The sequence below is a fragment of the uncultured Nostoc sp. genome, assembly GCF_964245445.1.
GTDB lineage: Bacteria > Cyanobacteriota > Cyanobacteriia > Cyanobacteriales > Nostocaceae > Nostoc.
In genome coordinates this window covers 14,489-30,335 of record NZ_CAXTNE010000073.1, presented here as the reverse complement: position 1 = coordinate 30,335, position 15,847 = coordinate 14,489, and the positions used below count along the sequence as shown (strand labels likewise).

The 15,847-nt window shown below is 36.5% G+C and carries 13 protein-coding genes and 1 tRNA gene; 3 read left to right on the top strand and 11 right to left on the bottom strand.

From position 1 onward, the window contains the following. The first annotated feature begins 4 nt into the window (after positions 1-4). Together ACFE90_RS14585 and ACFE90_RS14580 are read left to right on the top strand one after the other, a co-directional pair. Positions 5-76, top strand: a tRNA-Asn gene (locus ACFE90_RS14585). 733 nt (positions 77-809) lie between these two features. Then, on the top strand, positions 810-2,009 hold the full coding sequence (locus ACFE90_RS14580; RefSeq protein ID WP_375501627.1) for a PPC domain-containing protein: 1,200 nt from the start codon (positions 810-812) through the stop codon (positions 2,007-2,009). A 310-nt stretch (positions 2,010-2,319) separates the two neighbouring features. On the opposite strand, the gene ACFE90_RS14575 is transcribed toward ACFE90_RS14580, so the two are convergent. Both ACFE90_RS14575 and ACFE90_RS14570 read right to left on the bottom strand, forming a co-directional pair. After that, a complete protein-coding gene (locus ACFE90_RS14575) occupies positions 2,320-3,159 on the bottom strand; it encodes a M56 family metallopeptidase (protein WP_375501631.1) in 840 nt (279 codons plus the stop codon). After that, positions 3,159-3,578: a BlaI/MecI/CopY family transcriptional regulator gene (locus tag ACFE90_RS14570; protein WP_194042018.1), complete on the bottom strand. Its 420-nt coding sequence runs from the start codon at positions 3,576-3,578 to the stop codon at positions 3,159-3,161. The genes ACFE90_RS14575 and ACFE90_RS14570 overlap by 1 nt, the downstream gene beginning before the upstream one ends. A gap of 366 nt (positions 3,579-3,944) precedes the next feature. Here ACFE90_RS14570 and ACFE90_RS14565 point away from each other — a divergent pair, with 366 nt between their 5' ends. After that, entirely contained in the window at positions 3,945-4,685 is a 741-nt protein-coding gene (locus ACFE90_RS14565) for a 2-phosphosulfolactate phosphatase family protein (protein WP_375501625.1), read from the top strand. A gap of 45 nt (positions 4,686-4,730) precedes the next feature. On the opposite strand, the gene rfbD is transcribed toward ACFE90_RS14565, so the two are convergent. From rfbD to ACFE90_RS14520, 9 genes are all read right to left on the bottom strand, one after another. Further along, positions 4,731-5,621, bottom strand: a complete 891-nt coding sequence (rfbD, locus tag ACFE90_RS14560) for a dTDP-4-dehydrorhamnose reductase (RefSeq protein WP_375501623.1) — start codon at positions 5,619-5,621, stop codon at positions 4,731-4,733. Between the two features lie 36 nt (positions 5,622-5,657). Continuing rightward, positions 5,658-6,203, bottom strand: coding sequence for a dTDP-4-dehydrorhamnose 3,5-epimerase (rfbC, locus tag ACFE90_RS14555; RefSeq protein ID WP_375501621.1), 546 nt, complete (start codon positions 6,201-6,203; stop codon positions 5,658-5,660). Between the two features lie 116 nt (positions 6,204-6,319). Next, positions 6,320-7,396, bottom strand: coding sequence for a glucose-1-phosphate thymidylyltransferase (locus ACFE90_RS14550; RefSeq protein WP_375501619.1), 1,077 nt, complete (start codon positions 7,394-7,396; stop codon positions 6,320-6,322). Between the two features lie 96 nt (positions 7,397-7,492). Next, positions 7,493-8,560 (bottom strand): glycosyltransferase family 4 protein, encoded by a 1,068-nt coding sequence (locus ACFE90_RS14545; RefSeq protein WP_375501617.1) that lies wholly within the window; start codon positions 8,558-8,560, stop codon positions 7,493-7,495. A 199-nt stretch (positions 8,561-8,759) separates the two neighbouring features. Then, positions 8,760-9,608 (bottom strand): glycosyltransferase, encoded by an 849-nt coding sequence (locus tag ACFE90_RS14540; RefSeq protein ID WP_375501629.1) that lies wholly within the window; start codon positions 9,606-9,608, stop codon positions 8,760-8,762. A gap of 131 nt (positions 9,609-9,739) precedes the next feature. After that, entirely contained in the window at positions 9,740-10,660 is a 921-nt protein-coding gene (locus ACFE90_RS14535; protein WP_375501615.1) for a glycosyltransferase family 2 protein, read from the bottom strand. Positions 10,661-10,812: 152 nt separating this feature from the next. Beyond that, complete coding sequence (locus tag ACFE90_RS14530) at positions 10,813-11,883, bottom strand: NAD-dependent epimerase/dehydratase family protein (RefSeq protein ID WP_375501613.1); 1,071 nt, start codon at positions 11,881-11,883, stop codon at positions 10,813-10,815. Further along, on the bottom strand, positions 11,876-13,201 hold the full coding sequence (locus ACFE90_RS14525; protein ID WP_375501611.1) for a glycosyltransferase: 1,326 nt from the start codon (positions 13,199-13,201) through the stop codon (positions 11,876-11,878). Before ACFE90_RS14525 ends, ACFE90_RS14530 begins: the two co-directional genes overlap by 8 nt. Positions 13,202-13,227: 26 nt before the next feature. Then, positions 13,228-15,822 carry a hypothetical protein gene (locus tag ACFE90_RS14520; protein WP_375501609.1) on the bottom strand — a complete coding sequence of 865 codons (2,595 nt, stop codon included), beginning with the start codon at positions 15,820-15,822 and terminating at the stop codon, positions 13,228-13,230. Positions 15,823-15,847: the final 25 nt, after the last annotated feature.

Here is a 15,847-nt window from a genome sequence, read left to right as displayed (position 1 = left end):
GTGATCCTCAGTAGCTCAGTGGTAGAGCGATCGACTGTTAATCGATTGGTCGCTGGTTCGAATCCAGCCTGGGGAGTTTATCAATTTTGGATTTTAAATTTTGGATTCTAGATTATCTATTAGATATTTATGGTCGCTTGATTCGACTGTAACGTTTTTGAATCAGAAGTATTTTGTATACGTGTCCTAAATAAAGACTGTGTAGAGGTAAAGCGGCTTGTCGTTAGATATCGCAGCTAGAACAGGAAACCTTACGCTTTTTTGGTGGGTAATGGGAACAGCTACTACGGTGCCAGAAGTAAGCTGGCGGCGTTCGTGAGTGCTGATGTCAGGATTGATTTGGGATTTGTCGCTAATCGGACGAGACTAGTATTAATGCGGTATTAAGGTAGCTAACGTTTTTACCAAGGGACGAAATACATACAACCAACTATGAATATAATGCTTACCCTAACAAATAGGGTCTTTGAATTTAGTACTCTTCATTCTCATGGTAAGTAGTGGCGTTTTGCACAAATATCTAAGTAAAAATCTGAAAAGCAGTAGTTTCATTTTGTAGATTCAGTATTTACGTACAAAAGCAAGATCCGCTATAAAAGCTTTTGTAAAAAATAGCACATTGTAATATTTTGATTCAACGAAGACAATGCGTTCCCAGTGCCCTGAGTGCAAAAATTTGGCGGGCAGTTGCTAGAAAAAACGTAAGCAGATGGCATTTATCTTAATTATTAAACTAAGTATCAATGCCTTTTTGGCTTCGTCGAACTGACGTAAAATTAAGAGTACAAAATATTAGGAAGTTTGGTGATATGTCCCTAAATATATCAAGTGTATTTAATGCCAATTTCTATCGTGATGCCAATGCTGATTTAGCTGGTTTAAATGATGCTCAAGCTTTATCACACTTCGAGGCTTATGGTTTAAATGAAGGCCGTTCCTTCTCACCACTGATTAATTTAAGTTTTTATCGGTCTAGCAATTCTGACCTGGCAAACTTCAACAACAGCCAACTGTTGAATCATCTGGAGAATTATGGTATAGCTGAGGGACGCGGTTTCTCTCCATTGGTTGACCTTAACTACTATCGTGCTAAAAACAGTGACCTTGCAGGCTTTAACAACGAGCAATTATTTAATCATCTGCAAAACAACGGTATTACTGAGGGTCGTACCTTTGATCCACTTTTCAGTTTTGCACAATATCAGTTGCTTAACTCTGATCTGGCAAACCTAAATAATTCTCAACTTTTGAACCACTTTGAAATCTATGGGATAAACGAAGGGCGTAACTTTTCACCCTATTTTGACTTTAACTACTATCGCGCTAACTACCAAGACTTAGCTAATTTGAACAACAGCCAGTTGTTGCAGCACTTTGAAATCAATGGGATAAATGAAGGGCGTAAATCTTCACCCTATTTTGATGCTGGTTTCTATAAAGCAAATAATCCCGATTTGGCTTCTTTGAAAGGCATCAATTTAGTCGAACACTTTAGTTTATATGGTAGATTTGAAGGACGTCAGCCTGCGAGTGAATACGCTGGGAAGACATTAGACACTGCTCGCCAACTTACAATAGGTTCAAATTATACTCTAGTATCAGAACATGTGAGTTCATCTGATCCTAATGACTACTATCAGTTCACTTTAAATCAACCTAGTACTGTTACGATAGATAAATTTAGCTTTTCTGGGAGCATCAGTGAACAACTGTTTAATGCAAACGGTCAGATTTTAGCTTCTAATACTGGTTCTAATACTGGTAACGATCAAAATAGTAGTATATCTGAAGCAACTCAAAGCATTTCATTAAATCCAGGAACTTACTATATACAGATTCAAGCTCAAGGAGGGAATACTAATTACCAGTTCTACCTTACTACGGCACAACAGAATCAAACACAACCTAACTACCCGCTTGGGCTAACATTTCCCAATATAACAGGTGGTACGGGTCTGGGTCTAGCGGATATAATAGAATTGGCTGAGGATGCTAAATTGCTGGTTTAGTACAGCAGGGCGGAAATAAACAGACAATATTGGTGGGAGAATAAATAATCAGGTTAAAACCAGTTTCGGCAGGCGTATCAAGGAATCAGAGTGTGGGAAGATACTCCACTAATGCTACTGTTATTTAAATTTAGAAGAAGTTTTCAAGGGATCGCTTTTGCTTAAAACTCGAATAATTTCAGCCTAATTAATTGAGATAGTTAGCGCGACTTTCGTTAGCATAAATCCCCGATTTCTCAAAGAAGTTGGGGATTTTTGGCTTTCAATTCTTACAAATAAAATAGGATTGCTATAGCTTTATAAATTCAACTTAACTATGAAATACTACAGCTACTAAAGGCAATAACGCTAGAAGAAAACCATGCCAAGATTGGAATTGAGAGGCTTGGGTTGCTTCTGGAGGTGCTAATAGGGCTTCTATTCTTTGTTGTAAGCGATCTACGCCAGAGGAACCCAATGCAGCACAGCAAATTTCTGATAACACTGGGCTGGTACTAACCACTAATAAAAGTGATTCTGCTAGCACTAGAGGGTCTACCTGCAATGCTGCATAACTGTCGGCACGGAGTTCCCGCAAAGCTAACAGTTCTTCCCACAAAGGCTCTGTATTCGGCAACCAAGCGGTGCAGGAACGCACCCAACCTAGCCAGAAAAACCAGAATGTATCCCTGTAATGGTGATGCCCTTGCTCATGGGCTAAGACGCTTTCTAAATGAGCTGGTGAGAGAGTTTGTACTAATCCTTGACTAACCACTAGTTCTGGTTGCCAAAAACCGATTTGACCTGCGAACAGCGCCCCCGTTTGCAGCAGTCTGGCTCGTCTATCGCCAACATTCACTAGGGGGCAGTTACGAGCAGATTCTACAGATTGCAAACCCTGAAAGGCCAATTTAATGCATGAAATGGCAAAAAATGCCAGATAAATTAATGCTAGTAAATAGCTTACTGAGCCTGTGTACATCCCACCCATTTGTCCTTGGGGGCCCATGAACAGAACAGCGATCGCAGTCATGAAAATTAGCAAGGGCGGGAAGAGAAACAAAAATAGCGATCGCTGCCACCGCAAATTCCAATTACCTTGGCGTTGATTCCAAGCGGATCTTAACCACCAGGCAACTGCCAAAGCATTCAAAATCATTATTAGATGCATCATTTTTCCTCCCTGGCTTGGCGTGCAGATTGAATACGTTTGGCGATCGCTGCTATTTGCTCACTGGCTGCTTCATCTAGGCTATCGGCAAAAGCAGCAATAACATCGGGGTTCCCCACTGCCAGAAATCGCTGTAACTGCTCGTGAGCTTTGATGACATCTGATTGCTGCTTACTCAGCATTGGCCGCCAGTAGAACGCTCGCTCTTTCTTGTCGCAGGCTAGCCAACCTTTATCAGTAAGGCGACGTAAGACAGTAGTGACAGAAGTATACGCTAATTCGCGGTTGGGATCGGCGAGGATGCGATCGTGTACATCCTTTACTGTGACTGAACCAAGTTCCCAGATGATATTTAAAATTTCCGCTTCCAATGGGCCTAAAGATAGTTGTTTAGGGCGGTAATCGGGTAAAGGTGCCATAGCAATTTCAATGGGGAGTGGGGAGTGGGGAACAAGTAAATATCTGTCTCTTCGCGCTGTAACCTTGAAGCTGTAACTTTTTCCCCATAAAGATAAGTCTGTTCTTGTTTTAGATTACAAGATAGTGCAGCAGTCTGAAAGTCTATTCAGATAAAAATGGGCTTTTTGAGTATTTATTAGAGACTCTTAAAATTTAGTTAAAACCCCTAGCAGATTTATTCCTCAGCCCCATTATGTATTAGATGACATACATTGTGCTTTTTTATGGTAAAAAATCCTTTGGGAGGAATTGAGATTATAGTTAGTGACACCAACTAGGTAGAATGTTATTTGCGGTAGTAGTATTAAACTAGGTGTATCCAGCGCGTGAAGCTATTCGTATACCACACTCCTGAATTAACTCCAACGGGTAAAGCGCCAGAATGTGCGATCGCAGTCGATGTCTTGCGAGCCACTAGCACAATTGCAACAGTTTTAGCAGCTGGAGGCGAAGCTGTACAAGTATTCAGCGATTTAGATCAGTTAATTGAAGTTAGCGAAAAATGGCCTTCTGAAAAACGTCTACGGGCTGGAGAACGCGGTGGCGCGAAAGTAGCTGGCTTTGAGTTGGGTAACTCTCCCCTCGATTGCACACCAGAATTAGTCCAAGGGCGTCGCTTGTTTATCAGTACCACTAATGGCACTCGTGCTTTACAACGGGTACAAGACTCCCCAAATTTACTAGCAGCAGCCTTGATTAACCGGGCGGCGGTGGTGCAATTTCTTCAAGAGTTGCAACCAGAGACAGTGTGGATTGTTGGTTCTGGTTGGGAAGGCAGTTTTTCTTTAGAGGATACAGTTTGTGCAGGTGCGATCGCTCATAGTCTTTTACAGCAAACACATCTGTCACCAGAAGAACTAGCTGGTAACGATGAAGTAATAAGTGCGATCGCTCTTTACTCTCAATGGCAAGATAACTTATTGGGATTACTTCACCAAGCTAGTCACGGCCAACGATTGTTGCGTCTTGACTGTCACGAAGATTTGAAATATTGTTCCCAAACTGATATTTTAGATGTTTTGCCTATACAACAAGAGACGGGAGTTTTGAAAAGTAAAAGGGAGTAGGGAATAGGGAGTGGGGAATAGGGAAGAAATTTAATGAACAATGTCCTATGCCCCATGCCCAATTTTCAAATCCCTAAGCATTTGCCGGAGCCTTTGTCGCCAATGGGGCGGATGTGTTTCTAAAATTGCTGAAATTTTTCCGCAAGCAAGCACGGAATAGGCAGGGCGACGGGCTGGTGTGGGATATTCGGCGGTTGTAATGGGGACAATATGTTCAATTTTCAAAGGGAAGCCTAGCTGTTGTGCTTCTTCAAAAATCGCAACGGCAAAGTCATACCAGCTAGCAATGCCACTATTAGTGTAGTGATAACTACCGCTAATTTCTGAGGTTAACTGGGGAATTGTCTGAGCTATAACCGTGGCTATATCCTGCGCCCAAGTCGGGCTACCAATTTGATCGGCGACAACACGGATTTCTTGGCGTTCTGCACCTAGTCGCAGCATGGTTTTGACAAAATTACTTTTGCCAAATGTTCCATAAACCCAAGCAGTGCGGAGGATGAGGTAATCGGCGCAAGTTTCCCGAATTGCTTCTTCTCCAGCAAGTTTGGTTTTACCATAAACACTCAAGGGATTAGTTGCATCGGTTTCCTGGTACGGGCGATACCGATTACCATCAAAAACATAATCGGTCGAAATATGAATTAGAAAAGCTCCTAATTTTCGGCTTTCTTGAGCAATAATTAGGGGTGCGATCGCATTAATAGAGCTAGCAAGTTCGGGTTCGCTTTCTGCTTTGTCCACAGCAGTATAAGCTGCGGCGTTAATGATGATTTGCGGCTGCTTTGATCTGATAACTTTGCGGAGGGTATCGGGTTCGGCAAGGTCTACTGTTGGGCGTTCTACTGAGATAATATCGCCGTAGTATGGGAGTATTTGTTGCAGTTCCTTACCCACTTGACCGTTGCTACCAATCAGCAAAATTGATTTACTCATCCTAATTAGTTCTCAAACCTAACGCAATCATCAAGCTTAATCAAATACTTCAGCAGTTCTCAAAGATTTCCCGGCTTCGTCTTTAGTTGATAAAATCGGTGGCGTACTCAAAGGCCAATCTATAGCTAAATCTGGATCGTTCCATAGAATTGTGCGATCGCCTTGGGGTGCGTAGTAATCTGTAGTTTTGTAGAGAACTTCAGCTATTTCTGAAAGCACGAGAAAGCCATGAGCAAACCCTGGTGGTATCCACAATAGGCGTTTGTTCTCAGCACTAAGTTCATAACCTACCCACTTACCGAAGGTAGTCGAACTTTTTCTAATATCTACGGCTACGTCAAAAATAGTGCCAACAATAGCCCGGACAAGTTTACCTTGGGGTTGTTGAATTTGGTAGTGCAATCCACGCAGAACGTTTTGTTTAGAGTAGGAGTGGTTATCTTGGACGAACTTGGCAACAATACCAGTCTCTTGGACAAATTTTCGGTCGTTGTAGGCTTCAAAAAAGAACCCGCGATCGTCTCTAAATACTTGGGGTTCAAGTTGTATAACTTCAGGTATTTTGGTATGTACAATGCTCATCAATATTATTTCGAGTAACCCGCCACAGTGTTATTTGCGAGAGTAATTTAATGCTTGTATTTTACAGCTAATAGGTAACACTTCGACCGTAGCTTTTCCTGTTTTTAACAAGTAAATCACGTTAGTTCAATTTGACAGTCATCGCCAATCAGAAATCGCAAGGCTTTGGGGCGACGAGGTGCAAGAGTCAATTGTGCCCTTTGTCCAATCACACTATCAATAATACGCTGATGAATTCCAGCAATTTTAGCACCTTCTAAAATCACGCTGTGTTCTAAATCGGTATCAATGAGTGTGGCATTGTTGGCAATACTACTATACGGACCAATAAAGCAGTTTTCTAAATGACAATTGCTACCAATAACTACTGGCCCCCGAATTGTGCAGTTAATTACTTTAGATTTTGCACCAATTTGGACTCGCCCAATAATCTGACTTTGGGAATCGACTTCGCCAAGAACTGATGCTGTTAGATAGGTGTCAAGAATCAATCGGTTAGCTTCTAATAAGTCGTCTTTTTTACCAGTATCTAACCACCAACCTTGGAGATTGTAGGCTAAAACTTGTTTTTTCTGATTAATTAGGTATTGAATAGCATCAGTAATTTCTAGTTCGCCTCTGGCGGAAGGTTGGATATTTGCGATCGCATCATAGATGAGGTGAGAAAAGAAATAAACTCCTACCAGTGCCAAATTTGAAGGAGGAACTTGGGGTTTTTCAATTAACTGTAATACCCGTCCTGTTTCATCGACCTCAGCCACACCAAAGGCGCTAGGGTTAGCAACTGAACGTAAGAGAATCAAAGCATCTGGCTGTTGTTGGCTAAATTGTTGCAGAAAATAACGTAACTCACCTAATTGAATCAGGTTATCACCCAAGTACATTACAAAGGGAGAATCTCTTAAAAAGGGATGGGCAACTTGGACGGCGTGAGCAAGTCCAAGTGGCTGGTCTTGTACGATGTAGGTGATGTTCGCTCCAAAGTATTCTCCATTTCCGGTTTTCCCTTGGACTTCTGCCCCAGTTTCCGGACTGATGATGATGCCAATATCAGTAATACCAGCAGCAACCATTTCTTCAATGCCATACCATAAAACAGGTTTATTAGCAACTGGTACAAGTTGTTTTGCTCCGCTATAAGTGAGGGGACGTAAACGTGTACCTTTACCGCCAGAGAGAATTAGTGCTTTCATTGGAATTGACGATTAATTAGAAGCCATTAGTCAAGATAATCTGAAATCTCGACAAATCCCAAATTTTGCATCCAAATTTTCGCGTTAGTTTATCTTTTAGAGATAGCGGGATAAGACTTCGACGGTTGCTTTTCCTGTCTTTTCCCAACTGAATTGTTGAGAGTGAGTGATACCTTGGCTAGAAAGGCGCGATCGCGACTCCGAATCAGTTGCGATCGCCTGCATTGCCTCTGTAATTTCTCCGGTATTGTAGGGATTGATCAGAATCGCTGCGTCGCCAGCCACTTCTGGTAAGGAGGAGAGATTAGAGGTAATGACGGGAGTACCACAAGCCATTGCTTCAAGGACAGGTAAACCAAAGCCTTCCCAGAGACTAGGGAAAACCAGAGCGATCGCTTGATTGATGATTTTTGGCAATTCGCTGTAAGGAATATAGTCTAGGAACTTTACTTGATTAGTTATACCTAGTTCTGCAACTTGCGCTTTTAAAATTGGGGTATAACGGCGATCGTTTGGCCCTGCTAACCACAGTTCATACTCTTTGCAGTTAGGTAACGCAGCAAAAGCACTGATGAGTCGCTGGATGTTTTTGTATGGTTCTTGGCGTCCAATGTAGAGAAAGTAGTTGCGGGTAGGTAGATTTAGAGGGAAGAAGTGAGTGCGATCGTAAGCAAGCGGGATGGAGGTAATTTTGTTTGCAGGAATTTCGTAAAACTTGGTGATATCCTGAGCCGTAGTCTGGGAGATGGAAATAATATGTTGTGCTTGTTTAAGGACTTGGGGAGCGTAGTAGCGGTGGTAAGGTATGAGTGGTGAAAAGCGTTTAGGAAAGCGCAACGGTATCATGTCAAAGGACGTGATAACAAAGCGACAATTGCTATAAAGGGGTGCTTCTGGAAGTGAGGAAAATAAAATCTGGGATTTCAGCTTTCTATAGATTTGTGGTAATTGAAATTGCGTCCAAACAAGGCGAGCAAAATGACCTTTTACCCCTTGTTCTGCGGTTTGATTACGCGGAACTGGGTAACAGTTATAACCAGGAATATTCTGCGAGACTAGGAGTGTAGGATAAAGTTGTTTTAAATGAGGCAGTAGGTTCAGAGCGTAGGTAGTGATGCCTGTGGGTTTAGTTAGTAGAAATGAGAGATTAATTAATAATGTCATTATATATAATTAACTATAAAATAATTTAGTCTATTCTTGATTTTTATCTAGTAATTAAATAGTTATCATTAATAATTAAATGAAAATCTTATTAATGATAATAATAGGTTAGCATAATTAAGATATTTAAAATTTAATTATTATCATTTGAATCTTTCAATATAAAGTTTTTATTACAGTATCAAGAAAATCAAACAGGCTATTTATTCTGATTAATTACGACATAATCCCATATTCCACAAAGTTTTCCTAATGCAGCTTTTGGTTTTAGTATAATTGCTAATATAGCCTTTAATATTTGAAAAGTTAATCTAATACTAAATATAAATTTATTTGTATATTTATTCATTGTTAACAAATAACTATAAGTACTATTTCTAATTTTTATGAAAACATTTCTATTAGTAATACTTGATGGTTGATGCAGCACTGACAATTTATTATTTATAGCGACTAAATATCCTTGATTGGCATAGCGTAAACAAAAATCTACATCTTCATAATAAAGAAAGTAAGCAGGATCAAAACAAGGACATTCAATAAAATTGTTCAAATTAAGGATTAGACTACACCCTGAAACCCAATCACAATTAACATAGTCTACATCGATATTTGTTATTTTTTTTTGTGTAATGATTGCGCCAGTTTTAGGAATAAAATGACCACCAGCAAACCAAATTTCACCTGTCGGTGTATAAATAATTGTACCAAGAATTGAGATTTTTGGATGCAATTCAAAAAATGGCTTAATTTTGTCTAAAGTATTTTCTTTTAAATAGGCATCTGGATTGATTATCCAAACATACGCTTGGGGATCTTGAATATAGATCCATTTTAAGCCTAAATTACAAGCACAACCAAAACCTAAATTAGTTTCAGTATCAAGAATCGATACATATTCAGTTTTGAGATTGTTAATAGAATTATCATCTGTTGAATTATTGATGATAATTACTCTGTATTCAATATGGCTTGTCTTTTGTATAGAATTGATTAATTCCAAGACTAAATTCGTAGAATAATAATTAACGATTAACAAATAAATCACTATAGTCAAATTGAGTTACAATATCAGTTAACTTTGCTTCAAAATATTTATTAACAAATAATTTGAGCATAAAAGTAATTTTATTGAATTATATGTTATTAATTACTCATTTAAATTCTATTTTTAAGAACTCAACACCAAGTTTTACCAAGCTTTCCTTGAAAACCGTGAAATGTTCCCAGTAAGCAAGCCCATACTTTTAAGGTTTTGTCTTCTGGGTCATATAAAAAAATTGTAACTATCCTGCGAAGTAAATATTTTATGCGTCGCCCACAACTGGTTAGGCGATACAAACCTTGGGCATAGCGAGTTTCTAAATAAGTATGGTTTCGAGCAATGTAGTAGTTACGTAGAGCAGAGTATTGGTGAATAATCATTTCTCGTTGACAAAATTTTACTTTGAGTGGATTACCAAAATTATGATGCATGATAGCTGTAGTAACTATTAGATTATGAAATCCCTGTTGTCGTAATCTTAGTCCATAGTCGAGGTCAATTCCATCTATAAACAATTCTGCACGAGGAAGATCAACAGTTTTAGCGGCAGCAATGGAAATCAAAGAACCAGAAGTTATAGGAGAGTCACACTCATAAAAATCAATATTTTTATTGTGCTTGCAACCTCTAAAATGGTCTTTTACAAAAACTGCTCCTTGTACAATTTTTTCAGTTTCGTGATCAATGGCAGTAGGAGCAATAATACCAATTTTGTTATCATACTCTAGGGAAAACTTATTGTAAATTCTCAACAGTATTTCCAAACAATTCTTTGTCGGTAAACTGTCTTGGTCAAAAGTCCATAAAAAGTCATAATCTTCCTTTATTCCCCATTCCAGAGCATGTGCCAAACCTTGACCAATGCCAATATTTTCAGGATAATGATGTATCAAAATTGATGCACTCTTATCATGTTCTAGTAATTCTTGATTGGAATTGTCTACTACGAAAACAATATCTATTGGTATAGATTGAGATTTAATTGCTTGCAGACACTTGCTAGCAGCTTGCTTATCTTGATAGAGAGTTATATAAGCTGCAACTTTTGCTATCATTTATTTAAATGCATGTAACAACTCAATTTATAGGTTTTAGATTTTAATGAGGAGTTAACAAAATTTAATATCCAGATATTTTTAGACCAGAGAAACCAGTAATTCAAACAATTTGCATAATATTTAACTCACCTGCATGTACAATCTACAGTTTATGATAAAATGGGTTTTAAGATTGTTTCATACTCAATAATCCAGTTATAAATATCTTTAAGAGTTTTTTCTGGATTCATCATTGGTTTCCATCCAGTTTTAGAGCTTATCTTGGAAGAATCTGTAATATAAATGGGGATGTCACCTTGTCTGGCTATTTCTTCTGATTTGATAGAAATAGATTTGCCAGTAATTGCCTCACATAGTTTAGTAGTTTCTAATAAAGATAAGCTATTATCAACACCACCACCGACATTTAAAACATCTCCATCAAGTTGTAAGAAATTTTCTAATTGATAATTAATCAAACTTAACAAATCTTCAATATGCAATAAATCTCTAACTTGTTTACCTGTACCGCCATAACCTATGTAGCTCAGAGATTTTCCAAAATAGTGTGCGGCTAACCACAAAACAAAAACACCTTGATCAACTTTACCCATTTGCCAAGGCCCTGTAATTACGCCACAACGGTTGACTATTGCCTGAATACCATAAGCTTGCCGATACTCTTCGATTAGCATTTCCGAAGCAAGTTTGGTAGTACCATAAAGAGAACGGTAGCTTTGAAGTGGAAATTCCTCAGCTATACCAAGGTGAGATACTCCTGATATTGTCTGTTCAAGAGCAATGCTAAAGCGGGTTGGTAGTTCTACTAAGCTAACTGACTTAAGCGTTTCAATTGGATAAACGCGACTAGTGGAGAGGAAGAGTAAACGAGCCTGGATTTGTCTAGCTAGTTCAAGAACATTGATAGTTCCTAATAAATTCGTTTGCAGAACGTATTGTGGAGAGGCAAATCCTGCAAGGACAGAAGGTTCAGCAGAACAATCAATGATAGTATCCACGACATTAAAGATTGCGGGATCTAAATCGTTAGAAGAACGAATATCGCCGTGAATAAATTCAATTTCTAAATTTTTCAATCTAGGAAGGTTTAGTTCTGAACCACGTCTTCGGAGATTATCGAAACATATAATTTTACATAATGGGTGATGCTTTTTTAAATTAATTGCTAAGGAACTGCCAACAAAACCAGCTCCTCCTAAAATCAGAATATTCTCAGCCATTTGATTTAATTTTTTGATTTAATAGCAGTCTTTTTTTACTTAAATGATAATCTCCACGCGATAAATGTTTTTCTAGCCAAATGTACAGAACTATAAACAAATATCGACTGCCCATTTCTTTTAGCTTTAGCTTAGAAACCCCTGTAGTTCTATTTCTCCAAGTTATGGGAATGGTTGTATAAGAGTATCCTCTTACTATAGCTTTAAGGGGAATTTCTACTGTTAAATTGAAATGGTGAGATACTAATGGAGAGATACCTTCAATAACGTCTTTACGATAAATTTTAAATGCATTAGTGATATCGTTAAATTTTAAGCCAAATAGTATTTGAATAAAAAAGTTTGCTAAACGATTTACAATTAATTTATGGCTGGGATAGTCAATTACTTTGCCTCCTTTAATGAAGCGGGAGCCAAAAACACAATCGTAGCCTTCTTGCAGTTTATGGTAGTAAGATATGATGTCTTCTGGTGCATCTGAACTATCTGCCATCACTACTGCTACAGCATCTCCTGTAAAATTTTCTAAACCACAGCGAACTGCAAAGCCAAAGCCGTTAGGATAATAATTATTTATATAACGCAGCTTATTATTTTGATAATTCATCTGCTGTAATAATTCTTCGGTTTTATCTTTGCTGTTATCGTTAACAACTAAAATTTCGTAGTCAATTTTTCCCTGTTGCAAAATTTGGCTGATAGTCTGAACAGTATTAACTATGCAATCTTCTTCATTGTAGGCTGGAATTACTATTGATAAAGTCTTGAAAGATTTAGAAGTATCTATATTATTTGATTCAGTTTTTTTGAAGCTATAATTTAGTGATAAAGCTGGAGCAAATGATTCTGGATAATATATATCTGGCGAACTGTTTGATTGTGATTTATTATCAGATTTTTGTGCTGGCGTTTTAAATACGAAACTATCACTAATCAAATAGTTAATTGATGCGCTTAAAAGTGCACCTATCACTGTGTTGATGGCATAGTTAACTCTCAACCAATCCAGAATAGGAAAGATAAATAAAATGCGAATAATAACTGCAACTCCAGCAGAAACATGGTATAGAGGAAGTTGTCGTAAAAATACTTCTCTAAGGTTCCAAATACCTCCAGCCCAAACCCAAGTTCTATAGATAAAAAAACTGAAGACAAGTGAAATTTCAATAGTTACTATATTGGCAATATTTCGTAATATAGGAGTATTAAAACCCAATTTTTCAATTAGGAGAAATATCAGTAACAAATTTAATGCTGCCGCTAAACTTCCACCGAGAAAGAACTTAAATATCTTTGGTTGAAATAACTTTTTTAACATAAGGAATATTACTAAAATCATTAATGTTATTTAATCTCTGTGTGATATGTACCAATTATTGGTATTGCAGAATTGGTAGCTGGGTTATAAATCCATGCTTTGAAGTCATATATTCCTCTGCCTAGGGTTTCAGATGCCACTTCTATAGACCATCCTGAGTTAGAGTATTTATCATTTTGGAAGTGTTTGGCAACATCTGGCCTATATCTACCAGTTTGAATAATTGTTATTGGTTTATTACTGTTACCAGATGTAATTAATATCCAAGATTGATCTTCTGGATTGCTTTTTTTAATTGCCCATCCATAGAAACTGATATTATATCCCCAATTTGATTTGCGATTATTCTTTTTATAATAAATATTTTCATTATTGCTATCAAAGCTGCTTAAGTATGCATTATTATCCTTCTTGAAGTTAATATTTTTTAATTCTGATATATCAATCTCCATTTTTTGTTTAATTGATGAATCTGCAAAGGTATATGGAATAAAGCTTACTTCAATATCTGGTAAATATAAAAGTGAATTGCTATTCGTAAAGCTAAAAGATTTTATTTTGATTGGTAATTTTCCTTGAAAGAAAGATAAGGCTTCAGATGGGTTAATGGGTAAGTGGCTAATTATAATACCATTCTCGGAATTTTCCGGAATAATTCTATATTTAGATGTACCACCGTTAATGTAGTTAACTTGAATATTGACTGGTGGAGATCTAAATATGTTTTTATATAATTTACCAAAAATAGAATACTTAAACTTAATTTTCGCACGAATTAAGGAAGAATTTTCTAATTTTAAAGACTGTTGAATCTTCCAATTCATAGTTATTTTTTGAGTAATATTACCAGGATAACAAACATTTGAACCCCGTTGTTCTAAAATCATCATGTTATTAAGCAAATCACTGTTGGTAAAATCATGTAAACTTGCTGTAAATTTGTAGTTACAAAAAATGTGAAAAAATGTTGCAGGTTCATCAAAAAAAGGATGTCTACCATCTATTGATAAAAAATCATATAGTATGTAATCTCTAGGAAATTCTGAAATACTTTGAAAGTTTTTCTGATCTAGAAATTTAGTATAGGCTGAATATGACTGAATTATTGGTCTAGGTTTCCAGTTAAGTTTATTGGCTTCTACTAAAGAAATTTCCCAAGGAAAAATATCTGTTGTTTTGCCTTCTAGTTTATTTATTATATTCTCTGGTAATTTAATATTAGCTAAATTAGCCACACTAGCTGCGTTAATATTTTCTTTGAGTTTATTAAGGTTAATTACAGTAGATATTTTAGACAAGAAATTGCTTGGATATAAAGCATTTATATTATTTTGCACAAATGGATAAGTTCCAAGTAAAATTAGTACTGCATAGGTGTGAATCAACAATGATATCTTTGCAGTATTCATTTGTTTTAGATGGCTTATACATAAAGCAACTATCAAGGGTGTTGCATTGAAAAAAATTAAAACATGGCCACTGTCCTGGCGAGTAAATCCATGTCTAAAACTCAGCCAAATAATGAATGCTAAACTCAAAGCTAAACTAAGGTTGTTCTGATTTTCCTTTACTAGTGTAATCAAAAGAGCCAAAATTAGAATAATCTGTGAAATAGCTAGCCCTAGTTCCCATGATGAACCAACAATACTCATAGCACTAGAGTAGCCTGAAGAAATTTGTAATGAACCTTTCAAAAAATTTAACAATGCAGGAGATGTATAAAATACTGCTATTGAAAGACACAAACAATATGATAAATAAAATATAATCCAGCCTGTAATTTCTGAACTAAGAATATTTTTATATAATTTTTTAAACCAGCCTGATTTTCTAGTTTCTTCTACGGATGAGAGGCTAAAATTGGTTAATACTTTTTGTAAAAACCAAATTAATAAACTAAAACTACTCGCATAAAAAATCCAAACAAATAAACTTTTTAAATTCAATAAATAATTATTATCTACTAATAAAAAAGCTACAGACATGAAGCCTATAACTACATTTAATACAGATGTAAAACTGATTAATATCCTTGATTTGGATTTTAGAGAATTATAAATATTCCCAAATAAAAATAAAATCAGAGAACCAATAGTAGAAACCCCTAACGTAAATTTAGTAAGCAAAAAGAAACCTGTAAATGCTCCTAAAGTTAAAGACCACCAATGAATTAATTTGGATTGCCAAATTTTATTGAAAGACAAAATAATGATGAATGAAAATACAATTTGATAATCAGTCGATACTCCTGTAAGATAAGTCAAAACTACACTGATATAAAGTAAGATTTTTTGGAGATTTGTTTGTAATTCTAAACTTTTGACAATAGTAAGGATAAATAGTGTTGAGTGTACAATAAATCTAAAAAGAAAAATAGATAAAAAATTACTATCTATCACATCACCATGTATGAGATATCCAAATTTTCCGTAGGTGAATATAATATCTTTTCCAAAAACAAGTTTCTCTGCCGCTGCACGACTAATTGCATATTTCCAAGACGGATCTAAGCCTGTATTTATTGGTGAAGGTAAAGGTATATAGGCTAAAAAACTGAATAAAAATGCTAGGATAAATCCAAATAATATATTATGATTTATTGATTTTTTTGAAATGATCATGTTTGCTAATAAATGCAGATTTGAG

What these genes read in the sequence shown, in the direction of transcription:
- ACFE90_RS14580 (WP_375501627.1), top strand. Translation starts at nt 810, where the DNA reads ATGTCCCTAAATATATCAAGTGTATTTAATGCCAATTTCTATCGTGAT.
- ACFE90_RS14575 (WP_375501631.1), bottom strand. Translation starts at nt 3,159, where the DNA reads ATGCATCTAATAATGATTTTGAATGCTTTGGCAGTTGCCTGGTGGTTA.
- ACFE90_RS14570 (WP_194042018.1), bottom strand. Translation starts at nt 3,578, where the DNA reads ATGGCACCTTTACCCGATTACCGCCCTAAACAACTATCTTTAGGCCCA.
- rfbD (WP_375501623.1), bottom strand. Translation starts at nt 5,621, where the DNA reads ATGAGTAAATCAATTTTGCTGATTGGTAGCAACGGTCAAGTGGGTAAG.
- rfbC (WP_375501621.1), bottom strand. Translation starts at nt 6,203, where the DNA reads ATGAGCATTGTACATACCAAAATACCTGAAGTTATACAACTTGAACCC.
- ACFE90_RS14550 (WP_375501619.1), bottom strand. Translation starts at nt 7,396, where the DNA reads ATGAAAGCACTAATTCTCTCTGGCGGTAAAGGTACACGTTTACGTCCC.
- ACFE90_RS14545 (WP_375501617.1), bottom strand. Translation starts at nt 8,560, where the DNA reads ATGACATTATTAATTAATCTCTCATTTCTACTAACTAAACCCACAGGC.
- ACFE90_RS14535 (WP_375501615.1), bottom strand. Translation starts at nt 10,660, where the DNA reads ATGATAGCAAAAGTTGCAGCTTATATAACTCTCTATCAAGATAAGCAA.
- ACFE90_RS14530 (WP_375501613.1), bottom strand. Translation starts at nt 11,883, where the DNA reads ATGGCTGAGAATATTCTGATTTTAGGAGGAGCTGGTTTTGTTGGCAGT.
- ACFE90_RS14525 (WP_375501611.1), bottom strand. Translation starts at nt 13,201, where the DNA reads ATGTTAAAAAAGTTATTTCAACCAAAGATATTTAAGTTCTTTCTCGGT.
- ACFE90_RS14520 (WP_375501609.1), bottom strand. Translation starts at nt 15,822, where the DNA reads ATGATCATTTCAAAAAAATCAATAAATCATAATATATTATTTGGATTT.